At 73.9% G+C, this 23,183-nt stretch carries 24 protein-coding genes; 12 read left to right on the top strand and 12 right to left on the bottom strand.

Going from position 1 to position 23,183, the window contains the following annotated elements; genetic code table 11:
* Positions 1–106 precede the first annotated feature (106 nt).
* The gene (locus J5Y04_RS11080) at positions 107–580 is read left to right on the top strand and encodes an OsmC family protein (RefSeq protein ID WP_209411779.1); all 474 of its coding nucleotides are present in this window, start codon (positions 107–109) and stop codon (positions 578–580) included.
* A 3-nt stretch (positions 581–583) separates the two neighbouring features.
* Here the strand turns inward: J5Y04_RS11080 and J5Y04_RS11075 are convergent, their stop codons facing one another.
* Positions 584–1,189: a TetR/AcrR family transcriptional regulator gene (locus J5Y04_RS11075; protein ID WP_209411778.1), complete on the bottom strand. Its 606-nt coding sequence runs from the start codon at positions 1,187–1,189 to the stop codon at positions 584–586.
* Between the two features lie 106 nt (positions 1,190–1,295).
* Here J5Y04_RS11075 and J5Y04_RS11070 point away from each other — a divergent pair, with 106 nt between their 5' ends.
* Positions 1,296–2,522, top strand: coding sequence for an FAD-dependent monooxygenase (locus J5Y04_RS11070; protein ID WP_209411777.1), 1,227 nt, complete (start codon positions 1,296–1,298; stop codon positions 2,520–2,522).
* Positions 2,523–2,739: 217 nt separating this feature from the next.
* Positions 2,740–4,302 (top strand): D-alanyl-D-alanine carboxypeptidase, encoded by a 1,563-nt coding sequence (locus tag J5Y04_RS11065; protein ID WP_307853052.1) that lies wholly within the window; start codon positions 2,740–2,742, stop codon positions 4,300–4,302.
* A 73-nt stretch (positions 4,303–4,375) separates the two neighbouring features.
* Here the strand turns inward: J5Y04_RS11065 and J5Y04_RS11060 are convergent, their stop codons facing one another.
* Entirely contained in the window at positions 4,376–5,101 is a 726-nt protein-coding gene (locus tag J5Y04_RS11060) for a TetR/AcrR family transcriptional regulator (protein ID WP_209411775.1), read from the bottom strand.
* Between the two features lie 158 nt (positions 5,102–5,259).
* Between J5Y04_RS11060 and J5Y04_RS11055 the strand changes: the two genes are divergently transcribed.
* From J5Y04_RS11055 to J5Y04_RS11040, 4 genes are all read left to right on the top strand, one after another.
* Positions 5,260–6,345 (top strand): alpha/beta fold hydrolase, encoded by a 1,086-nt coding sequence (locus J5Y04_RS11055; RefSeq protein WP_209411774.1) that lies wholly within the window; start codon positions 5,260–5,262, stop codon positions 6,343–6,345.
* 135 nt (positions 6,346–6,480) lie between these two features.
* Positions 6,481–7,287, top strand: a complete 807-nt coding sequence (locus J5Y04_RS11050) for a serine hydrolase (protein WP_209411773.1) — start codon at positions 6,481–6,483, stop codon at positions 7,285–7,287.
* A 45-nt stretch (positions 7,288–7,332) separates the two neighbouring features.
* Entirely contained in the window at positions 7,333–8,268 is a 936-nt protein-coding gene (locus tag J5Y04_RS11045; protein WP_209411772.1) for a hypothetical protein, read from the top strand.
* A gap of 263 nt (positions 8,269–8,531) precedes the next feature.
* Positions 8,532–9,041 carry a DUF3995 domain-containing protein gene (locus J5Y04_RS11040; protein ID WP_307853051.1) on the top strand — a complete coding sequence of 170 codons (510 nt, stop codon included), beginning with the start codon at positions 8,532–8,534 and terminating at the stop codon, positions 9,039–9,041.
* Between the two features lie 24 nt (positions 9,042–9,065).
* Here the strand turns inward: J5Y04_RS11040 and J5Y04_RS11035 are convergent, their stop codons facing one another.
* Entirely contained in the window at positions 9,066–9,731 is a 666-nt protein-coding gene (locus J5Y04_RS11035) for a hypothetical protein (RefSeq protein ID WP_209411770.1), read from the bottom strand.
* A gap of 154 nt (positions 9,732–9,885) precedes the next feature.
* Entirely contained in the window at positions 9,886–10,587 is a 702-nt protein-coding gene (locus tag J5Y04_RS11030; protein ID WP_209411769.1) for a TetR/AcrR family transcriptional regulator C-terminal domain-containing protein, read from the bottom strand.
* Between the two features lie 118 nt (positions 10,588–10,705).
* Between J5Y04_RS11030 and J5Y04_RS11025 the strand changes: the two genes are divergently transcribed.
* Entirely contained in the window at positions 10,706–11,455 is a 750-nt protein-coding gene (locus J5Y04_RS11025; protein WP_209411768.1) for a DUF4386 domain-containing protein, read from the top strand.
* Here the strand turns inward: J5Y04_RS11025 and J5Y04_RS11020 are convergent.
* The 4 genes from J5Y04_RS11020 to J5Y04_RS11005 form a co-directional block, all read right to left on the bottom strand.
* Positions 11,425–12,363 (bottom strand): hypothetical protein, encoded by a 939-nt coding sequence (locus J5Y04_RS11020; RefSeq protein ID WP_209411767.1) that lies wholly within the window; start codon positions 12,361–12,363, stop codon positions 11,425–11,427. The two genes, J5Y04_RS11025 and J5Y04_RS11020, sit on opposite strands and share 31 nt — an antisense overlap.
* 85 nt (positions 12,364–12,448) lie before the next feature.
* The gene (locus tag J5Y04_RS11015) at positions 12,449–13,483 is read right to left on the bottom strand and encodes a TolB-like translocation protein (protein ID WP_209411766.1); all 1,035 of its coding nucleotides are present in this window, start codon (positions 13,481–13,483) and stop codon (positions 12,449–12,451) included.
* Positions 13,480–14,796 carry an MFS transporter gene (locus J5Y04_RS11010; RefSeq protein ID WP_209411765.1) on the bottom strand — a complete coding sequence of 439 codons (1,317 nt, stop codon included), beginning with the start codon at positions 14,794–14,796 and terminating at the stop codon, positions 13,480–13,482. Before J5Y04_RS11010 ends, J5Y04_RS11015 begins: the two co-directional genes overlap by 4 nt.
* A gap of 5 nt (positions 14,797–14,801) precedes the next feature.
* The gene (locus J5Y04_RS11005) at positions 14,802–15,701 is read right to left on the bottom strand and encodes an alkaline phosphatase family protein (protein WP_209411764.1); all 900 of its coding nucleotides are present in this window, start codon (positions 15,699–15,701) and stop codon (positions 14,802–14,804) included.
* A gap of 267 nt (positions 15,702–15,968) precedes the next feature.
* On the opposite strand from J5Y04_RS11005, the gene J5Y04_RS11000 reads away from it, so the two are divergent.
* Together J5Y04_RS11000 and cobC are read left to right on the top strand one after the other, a co-directional pair.
* Positions 15,969–17,354, top strand: a complete 1,386-nt coding sequence (locus J5Y04_RS11000; RefSeq protein ID WP_209411763.1) for a cobalamin biosynthesis protein — start codon at positions 15,969–15,971, stop codon at positions 17,352–17,354.
* Complete coding sequence (cobC, locus tag J5Y04_RS10995; RefSeq protein WP_209411762.1) at positions 17,351–18,442, top strand: Rv2231c family pyridoxal phosphate-dependent protein CobC; 1,092 nt, start codon at positions 17,351–17,353, stop codon at positions 18,440–18,442. Before J5Y04_RS11000 ends, cobC begins: the two co-directional genes overlap by 4 nt.
* Before the next feature lie 92 nt (positions 18,443–18,534).
* Here cobC and J5Y04_RS41545 read toward each other — a convergent pair whose 3' ends face one another.
* The 3 genes from J5Y04_RS41545 to J5Y04_RS10985 form a co-directional block, all read right to left on the bottom strand.
* Positions 18,535–19,326: an MOSC domain-containing protein gene (locus J5Y04_RS41545; protein ID WP_307853050.1), complete on the bottom strand. Its 792-nt coding sequence runs from the start codon at positions 19,324–19,326 to the stop codon at positions 18,535–18,537.
* Positions 19,323–19,856, bottom strand: a complete 534-nt coding sequence (locus tag J5Y04_RS41540; RefSeq protein WP_245204591.1) for a hypothetical protein — start codon at positions 19,854–19,856, stop codon at positions 19,323–19,325. The genes J5Y04_RS41545 and J5Y04_RS41540 overlap by 4 nt, the downstream gene beginning before the upstream one ends.
* Before the next feature lie 204 nt (positions 19,857–20,060).
* Positions 20,061–20,405: a helix-turn-helix transcriptional regulator gene (locus tag J5Y04_RS10985; RefSeq protein ID WP_209411760.1), complete on the bottom strand. Its 345-nt coding sequence runs from the start codon at positions 20,403–20,405 to the stop codon at positions 20,061–20,063.
* Positions 20,406–20,517: 112 nt separating this feature from the next.
* Between J5Y04_RS10985 and J5Y04_RS10980 the strand changes: the two genes are divergently transcribed.
* The gene (locus J5Y04_RS10980) at positions 20,518–20,829 is read left to right on the top strand and encodes a putative quinol monooxygenase (protein WP_209411759.1); all 312 of its coding nucleotides are present in this window, start codon (positions 20,518–20,520) and stop codon (positions 20,827–20,829) included.
* Positions 20,830–20,953: 124 nt separating this feature from the next.
* Here J5Y04_RS10980 and J5Y04_RS10975 read toward each other — a convergent pair whose 3' ends face one another.
* Entirely contained in the window at positions 20,954–22,051 is a 1,098-nt protein-coding gene (locus J5Y04_RS10975; RefSeq protein ID WP_209411758.1) for an LLM class flavin-dependent oxidoreductase, read from the bottom strand.
* Between the two features lie 351 nt (positions 22,052–22,402).
* On the opposite strand from J5Y04_RS10975, the gene J5Y04_RS10970 reads away from it, so the two are divergent.
* Entirely contained in the window at positions 22,403–23,140 is a 738-nt protein-coding gene (locus tag J5Y04_RS10970) for an SDR family oxidoreductase (RefSeq protein ID WP_209411757.1), read from the top strand.
* The last annotated feature ends 43 nt before the right edge of the window (positions 23,141–23,183 follow it).

Raw genomic sequence — 23,183 nt, 5'->3', positions numbered from 1 at the left:
CGACGGCGGTCCGGGCACGGGCGCCGGCGCGGCGACCCGCCCAACCTCCCCCGGCGGATGTGCGGTTGACTGGCCACCAGTACCACCGAGCGGAGAGGCACACTCCATGGCCAGGCAGCACACCTACACCGCCGAGATCACCTGGACCGGCAACCGGGGCACCGGCACCAGCGACTACCGCTCGTACGAGCGCTCCCACGAGGTGGCCGGCGAGGGGCTCCCGACCATCCCCGGTTCGTCCGACCCCGCCTTCCGCGGCGACCCGGCCCGCTGGAACCCCGAGCAGCTCCAGCTCGCCGCACTCTCCCAGTGCCACATGCTCTCGTACCTGCACCAGTGCGCGGTGAACGGCGTCGTGGTGACGTCCTACGTGGACCGCCCGCTCGGCACCATGGAGCAGACGGCGGGCGGCGGGCACTTCACCGGGGCGATGCTGCGGCCCCGGATCGAGGTCGCCTCGGAGGAGATGACGGAGAAGGCGCTCGCCCTGCACGACGACGCACACCGGGCGTGCTTCATCGCCGCCTCGGTGAACTTCCCGGTGCGGCACGAGGCCGTGGTGACGGTCGCCGCCGCGTAGTCCCTACGCCTCCCGGTCGAGCAGCGCGGCGAGGTAGACCGCCACCTCCTCGCGCAGCTCGGCCGGCCCCGGCGTACGGCCGTGACCACTGCCGGCCGTCCCGTTGATCAGTACGCCCTCGCACCAGCGGACCAGCCGACGAGCGTCCGCCTCCGGTGCCCGGGAGCCGCAGCGCTCCAGCGCGGAGACCGCGAAGTCGACGAAGCCCGCGCCCAACCGGTCGTAGACGGCGCGCAGTTCGGGGCGACGGGTGGCTTCCAGGGCAAGTTCGAAGCGCGCCACGGTGAGCGCGCGGCCGGCCGTCAGCGCCTGGTGCACGGCATCGGCGGCGACCTGGGCGAGCAGGTCGCGCGGCAGGGCCTCCGGGGCGGCCGGTGCCACCGGTACGGCCTGTGCGGCCGACGCGAGAACGCCCGGCGACTCCCGCTCCGCGATCCGGGTCAGCGCCAGCTCCAGGAGGGCGGCCCGGGTCCGGGCGAGGTTGGAGGTCGAGCCGGGGGGCAGTCCGGCCGCCTCGTCCACCGCGCGGTGGGTCAGTCCGCGCAGGCCGCGCTCGGCGATCAGGGCAATGGCGGTGTCGGCGATCAGCATCGGACGCGGGGGTGTCATGGGTCCGATCCTCGCGGGTTCCGGGAGATGCGCCCAATTTCACTACAGCTGTAGTACGGTGCTCCCGACAGCGAAACTACAGATGTAGTTCGAAAGGGGAGTCCCCATGGACCAGGCAGAGCCGCGAGCCGTCGTCATCGGCGGCGGGATCGGCGGACTGGCCGCCGCCCTCGCCCTCCATCGTCAGGGCGTCACCGTCACCGTCCACGAACGCGCCGCCTCGCTCGAACCCGTCGGTGCGGGCCTCGCCCTCGCCCCCAACGCGCTCCGCGCCCTCGACCGGCTCGGCGTCGGCGACCGGCTGCGCGCCCTCGCCACCCCGCACCCCGCCGTCGGCCTGCGCAACCCCTCCGGCCGCTGGCTCGCCCGCACCGGCACCGACGCCATGGAGGCGCACTTCGGCGAGAAGGTGATCGCCGTCCCGCGCGCCGCCGTGATCGATGCCCTCGCCGACGCCCTCCCGGCCGGCGCCGTCCGCACCGGCTCTCCCGCCGAACTGGTCGACCCGGGCTCCGCCTCCCGGCCCGCAGTGGTCCGCAGCGGAGACGGCGAGCAGGACGCCGACCTGGTCGTCGCCGCCGACGGCATCCGCTCCGCCTCCCGCGCCCTGCTCTTCCCCCGGCACCCGGGCCCGCGCTACTCCGGCTTCACCACCTGGCGCACGATCGTCGCCGAGCCGCCGCGCGCGCCGTCCGCCGTCGGCGAGGTCTGGGGCCGCGGCTGCCTCGTCGGCGTCGTCCCCCTCGCCGACGGCCGGGTCTACGTGTACGGGGCCGCGCTCGCCCCCGCCGGTGCGCGCGCCGCGGACGGCGACGAGCGGACCGAACTGCTGCGCCGCTACGGCGACTGGTGCGCCCCCGTGCCCGCGCTCCTCGCCTCCGCCGACCCGGCCGAGGTGCTCCGGCACGACGTCTGGGAGATCGCCGACCCCCTGCCCGCCCACCACCGGGGCCGGGTCGCCCTGCTCGGCGACGCCGCCCACGCGATGTGCCCGTTCCAGGGCCAGGGCGCCTGCCAGGCGATCGAGGACGCGGTGGTCCTGGCCGCCGGCATCGCCCCCGGCACGGACCCGGCCGCGAGCCTCCCCGCCTACACCGCCGCCCGCCTGTCCCGCACCACCGCCATCGCCGCCGGCTCCCGCCGCATCGGCGCCCTGGTCGCCCGCCGCTCCCCGGTCGCCGTCCTGCTCCGCGACACCGCCCTCACCGTCGCCGGCCTCCTCCCCGACCGCGTCCTCCTGGGCCGGGCCGGCGCGACCTACGACTGGCACCCCCCGGCCGTGCCCGGCCACGCCGACCGCACCTCCCACCTCGGGGCGCCGGGATCCCCCTGACCGGCACGGCCCGCCCGCAGCGGCCGGCGTCGCAGCCGGCCTCCCCGGCCGAAGATCCCGGAGGGATGAAGCATGCAGGTGAACGGCCTAGCGGGGGATTCGGCGGGCAGGGCGGGGCGGTATCCCTCTCGGGCTGAGCAGTCGTCAGGGCGGCCGCTGTCCGCCCGGAAGAGGTGGGTCCATGAGATCGAGAGCGCTTGCGCGAGGTTGGCGTGCCGTGGCCGCCGTCGTCACCGCGACGGCGGCCACCGTCGTGTCCGCCGGACCGGCGGAGGCCGCGCCGCGGCACGAGGACGGGCTGAGCCCGGACATCCTGGCGATCATGGGCAAGCCGGCCTACGAGCACGCGCAGTGGGGACTGCTGGAGATCGACGACACGACCGGGGAGGTGATCCACTCCCAGTACCCGAACCAGTTCTTCATCCCCGGTTCGACGGCCAAGCTGGTCAGCGTCTCGGGCACCTGGCACACGCTCGGCGGGGAACACCGGTTCACCACCCCCGTGCAGGCCGTCGGCAGCCGCAGCGGATCGGTACTGGACGGCACGCTGGCCATGGTCGCGCAGGGCGACCTCACCATGGGCGGCCGGACCAAGCCGGGCGGCTCCGTCGACTTCACCCCGATCGACCACACCTACGCCAACGACCTCCCGGGCGCCACGCTCACACCCGAGAACCCGCTCGCCGGGCTGAACGAGATCGCCGGCCAGGTCCGCGCATCGGGCATCACCGAGGTCCACGGGGACGTCGCGGTCGACCCACGGCTCTTCGCGCCCGACGCCGGACTGGACCCGACCCCGACCCCGCTGATCATCAACGACAACCTCATCGACCTGCTGACCACCGGCACCACCCCCGGTCAGCCGGCGCAGCTCAGCTGGCGGCCGCAGGTCGCGCCGTACCAGGTGGAGTCGACGGTGCAGACGGTCGCGGCGGGCGGTACGACCAGCATCGACGTCTCCGCCTCGCCGGACGGCACCCACATCACCCTGTCGGGCACCATCGCGGCCGACGCCCAGCCGACGCTGCGGGTCTCCCAGGTCCAGGACCCGAACGCCTTCGGGCGCACCGCGCTGATCGAGGCGCTCGCCCGGGCCGGCGTCACCGTCACCGCCCCGCCGACCGGGCCGAACCCGGTCGGCCTGCTGCCGGACTCCTACGACGGCACGCAGCGCGTCGCCGCGTACGTCTCCCCCGTCTACGCCGAGTACGCGCGGCTGATCCTGAAGGTCAGCCACAACCTCGGGGCCAACCTCGGGATCTGCCTGATGGCCGTCACGACCGGCAGCCACCAGTGCGAGGACGGCTTCGCCGTCCTCAGGGACTTCCTGATCCAGGCCGGGATCGACCCGACCAAGGTGCAGTTGCTCGACGGGCGCGGCGGCAACCCGGTGGACCGGGTCACGCCCGACGTGGAGAACGAGATCCTGCACTACTGGCAGGGGACGCCCGAGGCGACCCGCTTCCGGGAGGCGCTGCCGATCCTCGGGGTGGACGGCTCACTGGCCTTCGCCTGCGCGGGCTGCCCCACCTGCCCGGGCAAGGGCAAGGTGTGGGCCAAACCCGGCACCGTGGCCGGCTTCGACGCCGTCAACCAGCGGCTCGCCATCGGCGCCGAGACGCTCGGCGGCTACCTCGCCGCGGGCCACGGCCGGCTGCACACCTTCTACCTGGCCGTGAACGGCGCCTCGACGCAGGACATCAACACCTTCTTCGACGTCGTCAACGACCTGAACCGGATCGCCGGCCTCCTCCAGGAGCAGGCCGAGGCGCGATCCTGACGCACCGCCGCTGAACGACGAGGGCCCCTGGAAACCGGAGCGGTTTCCAGGGGCCCTCTCGGTGCGGCCGGCTTCAGCCCCGGTCGGCCAGCGGGGTGACCCCGTCCAGGATGCGCTCCAGGCCGAAGTCGAGCGGGTCGCCGCCCTGGGGCGCGAAGCCCCCGGCGGCGATGGTGGCGCTGAGCGCGGGGAACCGGTGCCCGTGGCGCTCCAGGACCTCGCCGGCGAGCCGGTTCCACTCCTCGCCGCCCTCCTCGTCCGCGTCGACGAGCTGCTGGGCGAGGTTGCGGATGTGGCCGATGATCAGCAGTACGGTGTCGTGCCGCTGCACCGCGGAGAGCCCGGTGGGGGCCAGGGCGGCCAACGCGGCGTCCATCCAGGCGAGCTGGTTGGGCCCCATGAGCTGCCGGCGCATGCCGGTGGCCGCCAGGATCCAGGGGTGGCGGCGGTACAGCGCCCAGCACTGGCGGGCCCATTCGGTCATCCGGGGGCGCCAGCCGTCCTGGTGGCCGATGACCTCAGGGGGCGCGCCGAGCGCGGAGTCGACCATCAGGTCGACCAGCTCGGCCTTGCCGGGGAAGTACCGGTACAACGCCATGGTGGTGACGCCGAGTTCGGCGGCGACCCGCTGCATCGAGACCGCGTCCAGCCCCTCCGCGTCGGCGATCCGGACGGCACCGTCGACGATGCGCCCGGCGGTCAGTGAGGGCTTCGGCCCGCGACGGGGCTGGTCCTGTTCGCCCCACAGCAGCGCCAGGCTCGCCTTCGGGTCGCGCTTCTTCTCCCGGCTCCCGGCCATGCGGGTCCTCCTCGGTGGTTCCGGTGGTGGTTCCGGTGGTTCCGGTGGTGCTTCTCAGCAGTTCCGGTGGTGCTTCCGGCGGGCGATTGACGCCCTTTCAGAACTGTGTATAACATACACTCAATTGCGTAATCGATACACAGTTCAGGGGAGTAACCGTGATCGCCGCCGTTCTCATCGCCTCCGCCGCCGCCATCGCCACGCCCGTCGCCGGCACCCTGGGGCACCGCCGCCTCCGGCAGGCCGCCGGCGCCCGCCTCCTGCGGATCGAGACGCCGAACGGCATTCACGAGCAGGGCTTCGTCCGTATCGGCGGCATCGAGCAGTGGGTCTCCGTCCGCGGCGAGGACCGCGACAACCCGGTGATGCTGGAGATCCACGGCGGGCCCGGCGCCTCCAACGCGATCTACGGACCGCGCACCCGGGCCTGGGAGAAGCACTTCACCGTCGTCCGCTGGGACATGCGCGGCACCGGCAAGACCCTCGGCCGCTCCGGCGCCGACGGCCAGGGCGAACTGAGCTTCGCCCGGATGTACGCGGACGCCGTCGAGGTCACCGACCACGTGCGCACCCGGCTCGGCGTCGACCGGGTCGTCCTGGTCGCCAGCTCCTTCGGCAGCACCTTCGGGCTGCGCCTGGCCCGCCAGTACCCCGACCGCTACAGCGCCTACGTCGGCACCGACCAGAACATCCACGACGCCGGCCGCGACACCTCCGCCCACCGGGCCCTGCTGACCCGGCTGCACGCCGCCGGCAAGCGCAAGGAGATCGCCGCGGTCGAGGAGATCGGCCCCGACCCGCGCACCTGGACCGCCGAGCAGCACGGCGCCTACTCCAAGATCGTCGCCACCACCGACCCGCTGACCTTCCGGACCATGAAGTCCGTGGTCATGAAGTCGCTCTGGTTCTCCCCGCTGCACTCGCTGGGCGAGCTGGGAACCCTCGGCAAGGGCATGAAGCTCTCCGAGCAGATCCTCCCCGCCACCGCAGGCTTCGACGACTGGGCCGACGGCACCCGCTTCGACCTGCCGTTCTTCATCTTCCAGGGCGACCAGGACGTCCTCACCCCGACCGACCGCGCCAGGCGCTTCCACGACGACGTCCAGGCCCCGGTCAAGGACTTCGCCCTCATCGAGGACGCCGCCCACTTCGCGTCGTTCCTGCACCCCGACCGATTCCTCGACCTGATGCTGACCAAGGTGCGGCCGGTCGTCACCGTCGGCCCCCGGGCCTCCTGCCGGTGAACGCCGACGCCCCGGCCACGACGGGCGGACGGGACATCGGGCCGGCGCGGAGAACGGCCCCTGCGTGAGAGCCCGACAGGCGGGTAGACGACTGTCAGCCCGAGTCACCTGTCATGAAGAGGAAGGGACGGCCCGATGGTCGATTCCGATGCAGTGCGCACCGCAATTGCCACACAAATCGCGGCGTTTGCGGAGGGCGGCAACGACCGTGGGGTCCGTAGCGTCCTGGTCAAAACCCTCCACGACCCGCAAGTCATCGTCGCGCACCGCGCGGACCAGGTACTTCCTGCGGCGAGCCTGGCGAAGATGATCCTGGGAGTCGCACTCTTCGAGGCGGGACGGCGTGGCGAGATCGATCTGGACGTACGGGTCCGGATCGCCGATCTGCCCGGCACGATGTATCCGAGTGTTCTCCAGGCACTTGATCCCGAGACGACCGTCACCGTCCGGGAGTTGTGCGGGTTCGCGCTGGTGACCAGTGACAATCCTGCGGCCGAGTACGTGCGAGCGGTGCTGGGGCAGGACCGGATCGACTCGACGATCAAGGGCTTGCAGTTGAACTCGACCCTCTTCCCGGCCGGCTTCTCCGAAGCCGAGCTCGGACCGCTGGGCCGGGCGAACACGACGACCGCCGAGGACATGTTGCGACTGGTCGAGCACATCGACCGGACTCCGCATCTGGAACCGCTCCGCCGCTATCTGGTCAACTACCTGCGCAACGACAGGATCCCGTCCCGCCTGGACGACGACGTCCCGGTCCGACACAAGACCGGCAGCCTGCGGGGCGTGGTCAACGATGCCGGCATCGTCCTCCTTCCAGGCACACCCGTCGTCATGGTCTTTCTCACTGACGGTCAGTCAGATAACGTTCGCACGGCGCAGGAGATCGGGGAGCTCTCCGAGCGGATTGTTCGAATCGTCGCGGAAGCGGCGGCGCACTGACGCCGTCCGCCGGGGGTGCGCGTGGCTGCGTCACGGGAACAAGAAGTGCGCAAGATTCTGGTGCTGGTCAACATCCTGGCGTTGGCCACCGGCTTGGCATGCGTGGTGGCCGCGTCGCTACTGACGCACCAGCAGGTAGTGGCAACCGTTCTGAGCCTCATCGGCGGCGCCTTCGTCTCAGCTGCGGTGGTGACCTTGGCGATCGGATCACTGACGGTTCGCGAAACCACCGAGCAGGTGGACAGCGCAGTGCTTCGCGGCATGCAGGACGTCCTCGGACCGGTGCGCGATCCGCTGTTCGCCGCCGCGCTGTCCGCGTACCGCTACGACTGCCTCCTGACGCCTCCGCCGCCGGGAGACGCCCACCCCGACTACCTCTACCAATGCTTCCGCATCTCCTACCGGATCGAGAAGCTCCCCAAGGCGGTGAGCATCGCGTGCCTCTCCTCCAACGATGACGCCAGCCTGGACCGCTTCACCGGGCCGGAGTTCCTGCTGCGTTGGATGGTCGACGACAACCTCGACCCGGACGATCCCGGGATCTTCGCGATCGGAGCGGTCCGGGTGGACAACCGGGACTTGGAGCGCAGGCCCCCGACCCATGAGGCCGTTGCGGGAGGAACGGCCAGGATCGATCACTTCGCGGTACCGCACGACGCCCAGGTCACACTGGGCCACCTGGTGGAGTTGAGCATCACGGCCCGGAAGTACGTCGGCAACGACCGTCGGGTGCGCATCCAGGCCCAGGTGTTCCGCCACGTCACCGACGCCGAGTACCGGATCACCATCGATCCGGCCATCAGGCCGACCCGCCTGGCTGTCAACGCGTCGGAGATCAGCGCGCTCGGCGCCGCCCACGGCGCCAGCGTCCGGGCCACCTTCCCCGCGCCGTTCAACAATCTGGCGGGCCTCGTCCAGCTGCCGTTTCCCCTCCAGCCGGGGAGCGTCATGGCATTCACCATCGATCGTGACGTGCCGTGAGAGCACCGCCTGTCGTCTTTCGTCGTGGCTCGGCAAGAGCCTCGCGGAGCAGCGAGGCGAGGCGGGTGCCGCCCGGGCGGACGGCACGCTGGCTCCCCGGGGGGATGGTCTCGTTCGTACGGACGAGGTCGCGGCGGCGCGCGGTCCGGCACGGTGGAGCCATGCTGACCAAGGCTGCTACGGGGGACGCAACGGTGCGCCCGGGGGATCGTCGGGGCCCGCGGGCGGGCCGGTGGGCGGGGTACGCCGTCGTGGTGTGGGGGGTGCTGTTCGCGGTGCCCAGCTTCGTCTGGGCGCTGGGTGGCACGGCCGGTGCGGAGTCGACGGTGGCGCCGGAGCTGGTGAGGCTCGCCCGCGACCGGGTGCCGTGGTTCCTGGCCGTGCTCTGGGTCACCGGCCTGCTCAAGCTGTTCGGGGCGGTGGTCGGCCTCGGGCTGGCCCGGCCGCGCGGTGTCCGGGCCGGGCGGTTCCTGGCGTTGTGCGGGGGCGGTGCGACGGTCCTGCTCGTCTGGCACGGCTCGCTGTTCGTCGTGCACGGGGTGCTGGTCGAGGCCGGGGCGGTCTCCGTCGAGCCCGGCCTGGCGGGGCTGACGCGCTGGTACCTGTACCTGTGGGGGCCGTGGTTCGTCGCCGGCGGGCTGGCCTTCGCCGCCGCCACCGTGCGGTACGCCCGCGGGCACGAGGACCGTCGTGGGCTGCGGCTGCTCGCTGCGGCGGGCGGGCTCGGCGCGCTGGTCCTGTCGCTGGCCTCCACCGCGGCCGGGATCGGGTGACGCCGGGATCGGCTGCCGCCGCCCTCACCGTTCCTGGACGTACTCGATGTGCAGCTGCCCCGGCACGCCGCCCTTCGGCGCCCGGCCGGGCCGGTTGCCGGAGCCGTGGGTCAGGGTGACGCAGTAGTGCGAGCGGTTCGGCCAGCGGGCCATCACGGCCGCCGCCTCGGTGTCCAGCGAGCGGACCAACGTCCCCGTCCGGCGGAACGCCTCCGCGCTGCCGGTGAGGAACAACGTCCGTGCGGCGCCCGCGAAGTGCAGTTCGTCGCGCCAGCCGGCGAAGTGCCGGCGCTCGTGGTCGATCTCGTCCTCGGCGGGGAAGTCGCTCTCCGGGATGTCCGCGGTGTGCGGCACGCCCCTACCCAGCCGCGCCCGCACCTCCTTCCAGCGGGACGGCGGGAAGCCCAGGCTGTGGTGGAGCAGCACGAGGTCCAGCGGAACGGCCTCCTGGCCCTCCAGCCCCGGGGAGCCGGCGTCGGCCCGCAGCGGCAGGTGGATCAGCGAGCGCGGGGAGCGTGCGGCGAGTGCCCAGGCGGCCGCGAGGTCGCGTGCACCCGCGCGGTCGGCGTACAGCTGCATCTCCCACGGGCCGTCGTACAGCACGGCCAGGCCCTCCCCCGCCGTGGCGCTGACCACCCGGTACTCGTCGCGGCCGGTCCGCACCCGGTGGACCGTGGTCCTCAGCTTCACCGATCAACCCGCCTTTCCCGCGCACCGGAGGTCGGCCCGTCCGATGCCCGGCGCCGACCCGCCCCGGTGGGCCGTTGGAGACCGTAGCAACGCGGATCCGGCGAACGCCGTCGGGGTGACACCGGGGCGGGGAGGCCGAGGTCCCGCCGTGCCGTCAGGACGACCGGCCGTCCGCGGAGGTCCAGCCCCGGTGGTGCAGCCGCTCGAAGCCGTTCAGGAGGAGGTCCAGGGCGAATTCGAACTCGAAGCGGTCGTCGCAGCCGGGGCCGACGACCGAACTCCCGTCGTGGGCCGCGGCGGTGGCGATCTCCGCGAGGTGCGGGAAGGCGCCGGCCAGGGCGCGCAGTGCGGCGGGGTCGGCGGCCGGTTCGGGGCTCGGCGCGGCCTCGAACAGCTCCTGGCTGAACCCGAGGAGCCGGCTGCCCATGGCGTGCATCACGTGGTGCGTCAGGTCGGCGGAGAGGCCACCGCCGCGGAACAGGCCGGCCATCGAGTCGAGGTAGCCGAGGACGGCGGGCGTCGGACCGGGGCGCGATTCGATGACACGCGGCGCCCAGGGGTGGCGGAGCAGCACCGCGCGGGCCGAGAGGACGCGCTGCCGGACGGCCTCGCGCCAGCCGGCCCCGGCGAGCGGGGGGTCGACCTCGCCCACGACGGCGTCCACCATGCCGTCCAGCAGCTCGTCCTTGTTGGCCACGTGCTTGTAGAGCGCCATCGGCACGACGCCCAGCTCCTGGGCGAGCCGGCGCATGCTGAGCGAGTCGATGCCGGCGCCGTCGGCGAGCGCCACGGCGGTGTGCAGCACGCGGTCCCTGCTCAGCGGGACCCGGCGCGCGGCCGCCCCCTGCTCGGGCATCCCGATCCCCTCTCCGTCCTCCGTCGCGGGGCCGATCCCCTTGACGAGTGTACGGCGTACGCCTACGGTGAGCACCAGGTGTACGCCGTACACCTGAAACGTTGGAGAGGGGGTCCTGGTGACATCGACCAGGAAGGCGGCCGTGGTCGCAGGGGTGTTCTTCCTCGTGACCGAGGTCGCCGCGATCGCAGGGCTGCTGCTCTACGGCCCGGCGCTGCACGGCGCGGAGTACGTGGCCGGCGACGGCGCCGACCGGCGGGTGGCGCTGGGCGCGGTGTGCGAAGTGGTGCTCCTGGTGGGCGTGATCGGCACCGCCGTCGCCCTGTTCCCGGTGCTCCGCCGGAGGCACGAGGCGCTGGCGCTCGGCTACGTCTGCGGCCGGCTGCTGGAGGCCGCCGTCATCGCCGTCGGCATCATCGGCGTCCTGTCCGTCCTCACCCTGCGCCAGGACGCGGCGGGGACGCCGGGCGCCGGAGCGGCCGCGGCGGCCATGGTGGCCGTCCACGACCGGGCCTTCCTGCTCGGGCCCGACATCGTGCTGGGCGTGAACTCGCTGCTCCTGGCCCTCCTGCTGCACCGGTCGAGGCTCGTGCCGCGCGCCGTCACCGTCCTGGGGCTGGTCGGCGGCCCGCTGATCTGCGCCTCCGCGGTCGCCGTGCTGTTCGGCGTCTACCCGCAGGTCTCCACCCCCGGCTCGCTCGCCGCGCTGCCGGTGTTCGCCTGGGAGCTGGCGCTCGCGTTCCGGCTCATCACCAAGGGGCTCGCGGAGCACCCCGACCCCGCGGACGAGGCGGCGGAACTCCCCGCGGCGGTGGTCCGGGCGGCCGGGCCCGTGCGTCAGCCGGTGGTGCCGGTGGCGCGGACGTAGATGTCGGCGGCGCCGGGGAGGCCGCTGGGGATGGTGGAGACGTAGATCCGCCGGCCGGCGGTGGCCTGGGCGGGCGTGGAGGTCGGGGCCGGGGTCGGGGTCGGGGTGTCGCTGGGCACCGGGGTGGGCGTGGGGGTGGGCGTCACGGCGGGCGCGGGGGTGGGGGAGTCGGTGGGCGCCGGGGAGTCGTCCGCCGAGCGGAGGCCGGTCGAGGGCCGGGCGTCGACAGGGGTTTCGGAGACGCCCGGATCGGCCTGCTCGGTGGGCTCGTCGTCGTCGGTGCACGGCGACGAGGACGAGCTCGGCGCCTCCGACACAGTGGGTTCGGCCGACGGCGTCGGGGTCGGTGTAGGCGTCGGCGTCGGCGTCGGCGTCGGCGTGATCAGCGTCGGCGTCGGGGTCGGCGTGGCCGAGGGAGAAGGGGAGACGGACGGGGAGACGGACGGGTCGGCCAGCTCCAGGGCCTCCGCCGGCTCGTCGCCGCCCAGCGCGGCCGCCAGGTCGGCGGGCAGCGGGGCGCTCGGCCCCGGGGCGGGGAGGTCGTACGTCCGCAGGAAGTCGCCGAGCCCGACGTCCTGGCCCCCGCTCAGCCGGTAGTGCAGGTAGGCGACCGGCGCTCCGTCGGCGAGGCGGGTGTACACCGCGCCCACCGGTACGTAGTAGCGGCCCGCGCCCGGGTGCTGGGAGGGGTGGAGGCCGGCCAGCAGCTCGGCACGGTCGCGGTCGGTCTCGATGGCGCCCCGCCCCAGGGTGAGCGCGTTGACGCCCCGGACGGCCAGGGCGGCCAGCACCGCGATGGTGAGCACCAGGCCCACCGCGACCGTCCGCCGCAGCACCGGCCGCCCGTGCAGCGCGGGCCAGGAGTCGCTGACCACCCGTTCCGGCGCAGGCCGCCCCGCTTCGTTCACCGTTGCCGCTCCCCCGCCTCGCGTCACTCGCATTGCTCGACGAGGACCCTACGCTTGAAGTTCCGGGTCGTACCAACCGCCCCCTTCAGCCCGGATAGGCCGGGGCCACCGCCGCTTCGAGCAGGCGTACGGCCGAGCCGCCGCCGTCCGCCGGCACCGTCCACAGGTCGGCGCCGAAGTCGCCGGGGAGCGCGTAGAGCAGGGTGGACGCGTCGGACCAGACCGCCTGGTCGTCGATGTTGCGCTGCTCCGCGGTGGCGGTCTCGGTCATGGTGGCGAGGTCGAGCACGTAGAGCCGCCAGGGCGCGTCGGCGGACGCCCCGGGAACGCGCTTCTTGTAGGCGATCCGGGTGCCGTCCGGGGAGAGCGAGGGGCACTCGACGTTCTGGTGCAGGGTGGTGAGGGTGCGGGCGGCGAGGTCGCCGCGGACGAGGTAGGTCTGGCCGCCGGTGGCCGCGGTCGCGTAGAAGGCGTTGTCGTCGGCGAAGGTCACGCCCCAGATGTTGACGTCGGGCGCCCGGTACGACTTGCCGTCCTTGATCAGGTCGAAGGCCTCCAGGTTCTCCCGGAGGTTCCAGTCGCGGACGTCGACGATCGAGGTGCGGGTGGAGAAGTCGGTGCCGGCGTAGGAGTCGCCGCTGACGAAGACCGTCCAGGCGGCGAGGTGACCGGAGGGCGAGACCCGGGAGCGGGTGGGGATGCCGGCGGCCGGGAAGGAGTGCAGTTCCTTCAGGTGGTCGTCGAGGACGACGGCGCGGTAGGTGTCCTGCAAGGCGCCGTGCTCGGCCTGGAGGCAGATGCCGGTGCCGCCCGCCGTGTGGAAGCGCAGGCACTGGACGCCGGAGGAGGTGCGCGGGCCGTCCGGGTGGCCGGCGGGGACGGTGGCGAGCTCGTCGCGGTGCGGGCCCCAGGCCATGTTGCGGAAGACCAGCGTGCGGGCCGCACCCGGCTGGAGGGAGACCGGGCCCGGGGTGACCACCGGGCCGCCCGGCTGCACCTGGTCCTTGCGGGCGGACTGGTCGGACGCGTACAGCACGGCGCCGGTGCCGACCGTGCCGAGCAGCAGGACGGCGACGAGCAGGATCAGCACCCTGGTGCGGTTCTGGAGCGGTCGGGTCACGAAGGCACCTCGGCGTCGGTGGGGGAATCGGGTTCGCGGAGGACGAAGGAGGCCCCGGCCACGCAGCAGGCCAGTGCGGCGGCCGACCAGCCCAGTGCGGCGGTGCCGCCGACCGCACTCCACAGCGCGCCGAACGCCAGCGAGCAGGCGAACCGTGCCAGCGCCTGGCCCGTCCCGACCAGCGCCAGCCCGGCGCCGCGCTGCTCCTCCGGGACGGCGTCGGCGGCCGCGGCGGCCAGTACGCCGTCGGTGGCGGCGTAGAAGCCGCCGTGCAGCACCAACACGCAGACCACCACCGGCAGCCCGCTCAGCGGCGAGAGCAGCAGCCCGTACGCCAGCAGCAGGACGCCGTGGCCCGCGAGGAAGAGCCGGCGGCGGCCGATCCGGTCGGCGAGCGCGCCGAGCGGGACGGCGAGCAGCAGGAAGGCGGCGGCGGTGCCGAGCGGCAGGAGCGGGAAGAGGTCGGTCGCGAGGCCGAGCCGGCGCTGCACGAGCAGGTAGAGGAAGGAGTCGCTGACGGTGGTCAGGCCGAGCAGCACCGCGCACAGGGCCAGCCGGCGCAGGCCGGGAAGGCGCAGCAGTGCGAGGCCGTCACGCAGCCCGGGGGCGGTCGTTGACGTCTCGTCAGCCTGGATGCGACTCGGGACGAAGAGCAGCAGCACCAGCACTCCGAGCAGCGCGACACAGGCACTGACCGTGAACACCGCGTTGTAGCCGTGCTGTTCGCCGCCGTCGGCGAGCAACGGCCCGCCGGCCAGGCGGAGCACCAGGAACGCGGTGAGCGGTCCGAGCAGCGCGCCCGCCGTGTCCATCGCCCGGTGGACGCCGAACGCCCGTCCCCGGTGGGCGGGTTCGGTGGCGAGCGAGATCATCGCGTCCCGGGGTGCGGTGCGCAGTCCCTTGCCGGTGCGGTCGACGGCGAGCACCGCACCGATCAGCGGCACGGTGTGGACGAGCAGCAGCAGCGGCTTGCAGAGCGCCGACAGCCCGTACCCGGCCGCCGCGACCGCCTTGTGCCGGGGCGCCCCGTCCGCGCCGCGCCGGTCGGCGAGGTGGCCGCCGGCGAGCCGGACCAGCGCGCTGAACCCGTTCTGGATGCCGTCCAGCAGCCCGAAGCCGAGCGGGGAGAGGCCGAGCCCGGTGAGCAGGTAGAGCGGCAGTACCGCACTGACCATCTCGGAGGAGACGTCGGTCACCAGGCTGACGGTGCCCAGGACCAGCACGGTGCCGGGCACGGCGGCGGCCGCCCGCCGCCCCGGCCGGGTGGCCGGGGCGACGGGGGCCTTGGAGCTGCGGGATTCCGCGACGTACACCGGCGTCAGTTCCAGATGCCGGAGATGGTGGCGGCGGTGGCGGCGTTGCCCGCGTGGGTGGTCAGCCCGGCGAGGTCCTCCAGGGTGCGCAGCACGTTGTAGTGGTTGTAGGTGGTGGCGGTGGTGGCGCCCGGCGTGACGTGCGCACCGTAGAACACGGTGGGGATGCGGTTGCCGGAGAGCTTGTTGTCCTCGTCGAAGGTGAGCACGAGGATGCTGTTGTTGTTCTTGGCCCAGGCCGCGTACGCGCCGAGCTTGTTCTGGACCCAGGTGTCGCCGGTGGAGACCGAGCAGTCGTGCATGTCGTTGCAGAGGTCCGGCACGACGAAGGAGACCTTCGGCAGGGTGGCGTAGTTCGTCGGGAACTGCGTCATGGTGTACGCGGTGTTGGTCGGCACGTTGCTGAAGCCGAACCACGGGTTGTGCTTCTGCGCGTACTTGCCGCTGGAGCAGACCGTCGAACCCTGGCTCGGCAGGCCCTCGTTGTAGCTGCCCCAGGTCTTGCCGGCGGCGATCAGCTCGGAGCCCAGGTTGGGCGCGGAGATCGAGCCGACCGACACGCAGCTGTCGTCCGTGCGGCCCTGGTTGGAGCCGGAGAACAGCTGGTAGTAGTTGGGCTCACTGGGGTGGGTGATCCCGAACGACTGGGTGAGGGTGGCGCCGCCGGCCTTGAGGGTGTTGTTGATGTACGGCGCGCTGGAGCTGCCGATGACCTGCGTGTACGCGTGGTTCTCCAGCACGACGACGACCACGTGGTCGGGCGCGGGGAGGGTCGCGGCCTGCGCGGCCGAGCCGGTGGCCGCCCAGAGGCCGAGCGAGCCGGCGACCAGGCCGAGGCCGGCGCCGAGGGCGGTGAGGGTGCGGCGGGGGCGGGTGGCGGTGGAGCGGAGTCGTGCGAAGGGCATGGTGTCCTCCGTGCGTCGGGAAGTGCCGGGGCCCGGGCAGGGAACCCCGGTGGGGTGCCGGGTTTGGAGCGCCGCAAACAGTAGGAGCGCGGCGGTGGCGGGGACCGCAGAAGGAACATGAAGAACAGGCGAACAGCCGTCGCCGGGGGCGGTGGAGGTCACAGGGGCCTCGATTGACCCGCCCGTCGCGACCGTGGTGGGATTTCGTCGGCCGGCGAAAGGCTGCCGAGCGGCGCATGGGCGGCCACCGGGTGAAGGGAACGCGACGTGATCGGGCTGCTGGCCCTCGATGAGGCGGGTCACCCGCTCGCCGGGGCTCTGCACGGGCTGTGGCCGGGCAGCCGGGTGTACCGCGCGGGGCACGGGGGCCCGGGGCACGACGGCGTGGCGCATGACGGCACGGAGCACGACGGCACGCAGCATGACCTCCACGGCCCGGAGGAACTCCTGGAACTCGCCCTGGGCGACTGTCGGCAGCTGGTCTGTTTCGCACCCGTCGCTTCGATCGTACGACTGTTGCTGCGCCGCCGGCCCGTCGGTCCGAACCGGGGCGACGGCCTCGGCGGCCTCGACGGGGTCGGCGTGGTGTGCGTGGACGTCGAGCGCCGGTTCGCGGTGTCCCTGACCGGGCCCGACGGTGGCGCGGACGACCTGGCCGGCGAGGTGTCGGCCCTCCTCGGCACCGTCCCGGTGATCACCGGTGGCCGGGGCCGACCCGCCCCCGCCCGGCCGGCCGCCGTCGGACACCACGACCTCCCGGGGTGGGACGAGGACGTCCTCGCCCGCCCCCCGCTGACGACCCGGCCCCCCGGGGTGCGCGCCGGCGGCCTGGTCGTCGGGGTCGGCCTGCGCGAGGCGACCGCGGCGCCCGAGGTGGCACGGTTGATCCACCGCACCCTGCTGGAGGCCGGGCTGCCGGCCTCCGACCTCGCCCGGCTCGCGACCCTGACCGGCAAGGGCGACCACCCCGCCGTCCGCCGGGCCGCCGAGCTGCTGGGCCTCCCGGTCGACGAGCACCCGGCCGACGAGCTCGCGGCCGTCGCGGTGCCGAACCCGTCGGCGTCCGTCGGCGAGGCGGTCGGCACGATGAGCGTGGCGGAGGCGGCGGCACTGGCGAGCGCCCCGGGCGGCGGGCTCGTGGTGGGCAAGCAGAAGTCGGCCACGGTGACGGTGGCGGTCGCCCGGGCGGCGGTGCGCGGGCGGCTCGCGGTGATCGGCCTCGGCCCCGGGGAGCATGACCTGGTCGTCCCGCGCGCCGGGGCGGAGCTGCGGCGCGCGTCGGTGGCGGTGGGCGAGCCGGGCGCGTTGGCGCTGGCCGCCGGGTTCCTGCGGCCGACGGCCCGGCGGTTCACCACCGGGGACCCGGTCGGCGCGGCGGTCGAACTGGCGTCACGGCGGGAGTCCGTCGCCCTGGTCGCCGTCGGCGACGGGCTCGGCCACGCCCCGCCGCCCGCCGACGGCTACGACCTCCTCCGCGTCCCCGGCCTGCCGCTCCCGCCCGCCGACGGCCCTCCTGCCGCCGGCGCACCCACAGCGGCCGCTGCAGCCGTCGCTCCCCTGGCGGCCATTGCCCTCGATGCACCCGTTGCGCTCGATGCACCCGTTGACGCCCGTACCCCTGCCGATGCCCGCGCCGCTGGAGAACCCTCGTGACCACCCCCGACCATGACCTCCGCCACCACGGTGACGCGGAGGTGCGCGCGGACGGGCTCGGTCTGGTCGACCTCGCCGTCAACGTCCGCACCGGCACGCCCCCGCTGTGGCTGCGCGAGCACCTCGCCGCCACGCTCGGCGAGCTCGCCGCCTACCCCGACCAGACGGCGGCCCGCGCCGCCGTCGCCGCCCGGCACGGGCGTCCGGTGGACGAGGTGCTCCTCACCTCGGGGGCGGCGGAGGCGTTCGTCCTGCTGGCACGCGTCCTGACGGCGCGTCATGTCGTCGTGGTGCACCCGCAGTTCACCGAGCCGGAGGCCGCCCTGCGGGACGCCGGGCACACGGTGGAGCGGGTGCTCCTCTCGCCCGCCGACGGTTTCCGGCTGGGCGACGTGCCGCCCGGGGCCGACCTCGTCGTCCTGGGCAACCCCACCAACCCCACCTCCGTCCTGCACCCGGCCGACGTCGTCGCCGCCCTCGCCCGGCCCGGCCGCACGCTGGTGATCGACGAGGCCTTCATGGACACCGTGCCCGGCGAGACCGAATCCCTCGCCGCGGTGCGGGACCTGCCCGGCCGGGTGGTCGTCCTGCGCAGCCTCACCAAGACCTGGGGCCTGGCCGGCCTGCGCATCGGCTACGCGCTCGGCCCGGCCCCGCTGATCGCCGCGCTCGGTGCCGCCCAGCCGCTCTGGCCGGTCTCCACCCCCGCCCTCGCCGCCGCAGAGGCGTGCAGCACCCCGGCCGCCCTGGCCGAGGCCGAGCAGGCCGCCCGGCTGCTCGGCGAGCACCGCGACCACCTGCTGAAGGGCCTCGCCGCCTTCCCCGCCGTCCGCGTGCACGGCGAGCCGGCCGCCTCCTTCGTCCTGATCGAGCTGCCGGACGCCGCCGCCGTCCGCGAACGCCTGCGCGAGCACGGGTTCGCCGTCCGCCGTGGCGACACCTTCCCGGGCCTCGGGCCGGACTGGCTGCGGATCGCCGTCCGGGACCAGGCCACCACCGACCGCTTCCTCTCCGCACTCGACACCGTCCTGCGCGAAACCGTCCTACGCGAGACCGTCCTGCACCGCACCTCCCCGCACGCGCACTGACGGCGGCACCCGGCGGCGGCGCGGGACCGGCGGTACGGGACCGGCAGCGCGGGACCGGCGGTACGGCCCGGAGGCGCGGCCGGCCTCCCGGTTCAGCGCAGGACGACGGCGTCCCCCACCCTCGCCGACCCGGGTTCCAGCACCTGCGCGTACACGCCCGCGCACGGCAGGGCCGCCATGCCCTCCAGCGGGACCAGGCGGTTCCGTTCGGCGAGCACCTTCAGAGCGGCCGTGCTGCGCGGCAGGGCGCCGTGGACGAGGGTGGGGACGGCGCAGCGGGGCGTCGGGATGAGGATGCGCAGACGGAGCTCCGGACCGATCGCCAACACCCTTCCCACCCAGGCGTTCTCGGCGAAGCCGTCGGCGTCGGTGCGGATCACGACGTTGGGGCGGTAGCGCTCGGGCTGGGGCACGGCCCGGTCCAGGGTGGACGTGGTGAGCAGGTGCACGGGGGCGAAGTCGAAGAAGGTGCCGGCGGGGGCGGCCCGGCCGATCTCGTTCACCGTGACGGCGACCTCCTCCTCGATGCCGTGCGCCAACACCTCCTCGGGAACGGCCCGTTCGATCGTCGCTCCGGGCGGGCGCCCCGCGATCAGGCGCACCTTCCGCCCCAACAGGCCGGAGAGCTCGGCCACGCCGACCGGCCGGCCGTCCGGGCCGGTGATCACGGGCTCGCCGGCGACGAGGACGGCCGTGAAGCCGAGCATCCCCGCCCAGCGCCGCGGGTTCTTGACGCTCACCACCCGCCCGCTCTGCTCGTCGAGCAGCGCCCACACCCGGTCGCCGTGCAGGCCCCGCTCGTCCACGGCCACCGCACCCAACTCCTCGCCCAGCATGGACTTCACCGGATAGCGCCACAGCCGCTCCACCGTCCCGACCCTCACGAGAGCGCCTCCGCCCACCGCCGCAGCGTCGCGAAGTCGCCCTCGCGCAGGCCGGTCCGCGGGTCGATGCGCAGGACGAGCGCCGGGGCCGGGTGGTGGGCGGCTATCCACTCGCCGTCCTGCGGCCCCGACTCGTCGTCCACCCAGGCGAACGGTCGCCCGCCGGCCCAGGCGACCAGGTGGCGGGTCTTCCAGTGCAGGCCGTCCGGGTCGTCCTGGTGGAGCTCGGGCCAGTCGACGTACGGGAGCCCGGGGAGGCCGACCAGCGGCGAGATCCAGTGGTTGGCCTCCTCCATCCAGGTGGTGGCCCACACCAACTCGTACGGCAGCGCGAGCAGTTCGGGTCCGTGCGCGGGGTTGATCCAGAGCCGCAGCGGGCGCACGTGCTCGGCGGGCCTGCGCGGAAATCGGGCCACCCACGAGCCGGGCTTCACCCGGTGCGTGCCGTAACCCTCCGGCCGCCGGTGCGGTTTGGCGGCGTACGGGTTGAGCGGGCCGTCGACGTCGAGCAGGAGGAGGGGCTGCGTCATACCGCGCATCCTCGCCCGGACAGCGGCCGGACGGCCACCGCTTTGCCCCTCCGCCACCTGGACGCCCGGCTACCGACGGCCGGTCGGGGACGATCCATGGCATGCCCGGGGAGGCGCGGACCTCTCCGGCAGCCGGCGGCCTCCCCCGCCCGCCGGCGACCGGACCGGAGACCAGAACGGCAACCGGACCGGAGACCCGACCGACTACCCGCCGACGGCCCCCGTGGCCGGCCCGGCCGCACCCTCGGCAAGCAGGATGGCCAGCAGGCCGGGGAAGCGGGCCTCGATCTCGTCGCGGCGGAGACTGGCCATCCGGCTGTTCCCGCCGTCCACCTGCCGGACCAGCCCGGACTCGCGCAGCGTACGGAAGTGGTGGGTGACCGTCGCCTTCGAGACGGGCAGCGCGAAGGAGCTGCACGTCCGCGCCGTGCCGTCCGGCGCGGCGGCCAGCTCGCGCACCACCCGGCGGCGCAGCGGGTCGGCGAGCGCGGAGAGCACCCTGCCGAGCTCGATCTCCTCGACGGCCGGATGGCCTTCTTCGTCCGGCATGGCGGCGGCCTTCCTCGGGCGCTCCTCAGGTACGACTTGAATCGTACCTCTGGCGGCTGCTAGCGTCCGCTAGGTACGACTGCAGTCGTACCTGAAGCAGGGGAGAACTCGGATGGACCAGCTCGTCACGCTCGTCGGCACCGCCCACCCCAAGCCCGAACGCGCCGAGGAGCTCAAGCAGTTGCTGCTCTCGTTCGTCGAGCCCACCCGGCAGGAGCCGGGCTGCCTGGAGTACCACTTCCACGAGGACCGCGACGAGCCCGGCGTCTTCGTGTTCTACGAGGCGTGGCGCAGCCAGGCCGACCTCGACGCCCACCTGGCCCTGCCGCACCTGCGCGACTTCCGGGAGCGCCGGATGGACTACCTGACCGAGGACCTGGAGATCCGCTTCCTGACGATGCGGAGCCCGTACACCCGGGCCTAGCCTCCCGGGGCCGCCGAACGCCCGCCCGGGAGACACCGGGCCACGGAACACCGGACCACGGAACACCCGCACCCGGCCACCCCGCGCCCGACCCCGGCGCACCCGCCCCCGGCACCTCCGGAGCTCACGGCCGGCTCCAGAGGTTGCGGGCGGCGAGCAGCGGCAGGACACCCTCGCCGAACCAGTAGGCCTCCTCCAGGTGCGGCATCCCGGAGAGCACGAACTCGTCGATGCCCAGCTCGTGGTACTCGGTGACGAGGTCCGCGACCTCCCGGTGGCTGCCGACCAGCGCCGTGCCCGCGCCGCCGCGCAGCAGTCCGATGCCGGCCCAGAGCCCCGGGTGGATCTCCAGTCGCTCCGCCGAACCCCCGTGCAGCGCGAGCATCCGGCGCTGGCCCTCCGACTCGCTCTCCCCCAGGGCCCGCTGGGTCTCCCGGATCCGCGCCGGGTCCATGGCCGCCAGCAACCGTTCGGTCTCCGCCCAGGCCTGCGCCGAGGTGTCCCGGGTGATCACGTGCAGCCGGATGCCGAAGCGGACCACGCGGCCCTGGGCGGCGGCCAGTTCACGGATCCGGCCGATCTTCTCCCGTACCTGCGCGGGCGGTTCGCCCCAGGTGAGGTAGACGTCCGCGTGACGTGCGGCGACCTCGCCGGCCGCCGGGGAGGAACCGCCGAAGTAGACGGGCGGCACCGGGTCGGGCAACCGGTTCAACTTCGCCTGCTCGACCCGCAGATGGACGCCGTCGTGGTCGACGCTCTCCCCCGCCCAGAGCCGCCGGGCGATCGAGAGGAACTCCCCGGTCCGGGCGTAGCGCGCGTCCTTGTCCAGGAAGTCCCCGTACGCGCGCTGCTCGGCGGACTCCCCGCCGGTCACCACGTTGAGCAGCAGCCGCCCGCCGGACTGCCGCTGGTACGTCGCCGCCATCTGGGCGGCCAGCGTCGGGGCGATCTGCCCGGGCCGGAACGCCACCAGGTACTTCAGCCGCTCGGTGACCTGGGTCAGCATCGCGGTGGTCAGCCAGGCGTCCTCGCACCACGCACCGGTCGGCGTCAGCGCCCCCTCGAAGCCCAGCTGTTCGGCGCTGCGCGCGATCTGCCCCAGGTAGGCGATGCTCGGCGGCCGGTCGGACCCGGCCGTACCGGGCGTCGAGCCGTGCCCGCCGCCGACGACGTGCCGGCTGTCGCCGTTGGTGGGGAGGAACCAGTGGAAGGTGAGGGACATGCGTGAACGCTCCGGTGCCGTGGCTGCCTGCTGGTGGAAGTGCCGGTGGACGTCACCGGCAACAGGCGGCCGCGCAGACCCGCACCAGGTCGACGTGGAGACGCCGGACGAGGAGGTGACGGGCGGGAGCGGTCATGGGCGCGATTATCCGCGCCCCTCCGGTGCCGATCAAGAGGGGCGCCGGCCCCGCCAGGCCGGGACACACCCGGGCGCGCCGGGTTACGTTCAAGGACAGCCGGTCCGAGGACAGCCGGATTGAGGACAGCCGGATTGAGGGCCCCGGGTTTGAGGGCAGCCGGTTCGAGGGCAGCCGGTCCGAGGACAAGTCACCGCACACCCGTTGGAGGAACCGTGTTGAAGGGCAAGGCCGCCGTCGTCACCGGGGGATCGCGCGGCATCGGCCGGGCGGTCGTCGAGCGTCTCTGCCGCGAGGGGGCGGAGGTGGTCTTCAACTTCGCCACCTCCGTGGACGCCGCCGCCGACGTCGTGAGGGCCGTGCGGGCGGAGGGCGGTACGGTCCACGCCCTCCGGCTGGACCTGGCCGATCCGGACGGACCCGAGCGGCTGATGCGGGAGGCGGAGGAGCTCCTCGGCGGGCTGGACATCCTGGTGAACAACGCCGCGGCGTCCTTCACCCGGGCCACGATCGCCGAGACCGAGCCGGAGGAGTTCGACCGGGTGCTGGCGGTCAACGCGCGGGCGGTGTTCCTGACGATCCGCCACGCGGCCCGGACGATGCGCGACGGCGGCCGGATCGTGAACCTCTCCACGGCCAACACGGTCCGTCCCGTCCCCGGCAGCGCCGCCTACGTCGCCGGCAAGGGCGCGGTCGAGCAGCTGACCGCCGTCGCGGCCCAGGAGCTCGGGCCGCGCGGCATCACGGTGAACACCGTCTCGCCCGGAGCGACCGACACCGACCTGTTGCGCGGCACCAACCCGCCGGAGGCGCTGGAGGCGGTCGCCGGCATGACCCCGCTGCGCCGGCTGGGCCGGCCGGAGGACGTGGCCGACGTCGTGGCGGTGCTGGCCGGGCCGGACGGCCGGTGGATCACCGGGCAGAACATCCGGGCGACGGGCGGGCTGGCCTGAGAAACGGCCGTCGGCCCTCCCCCTGATGGGGAAGGGCCGACGG

This window comes from Kitasatospora sp. RG8 (assembly GCF_017813315.1).
Lineage (GTDB): Bacteria > Actinomycetota > Actinomycetes > Streptomycetales > Streptomycetaceae > Kitasatospora.
Note: the sequence above shows the minus strand (reverse complement) of the source record. Positions and strands in the feature narration are given on the sequence as shown.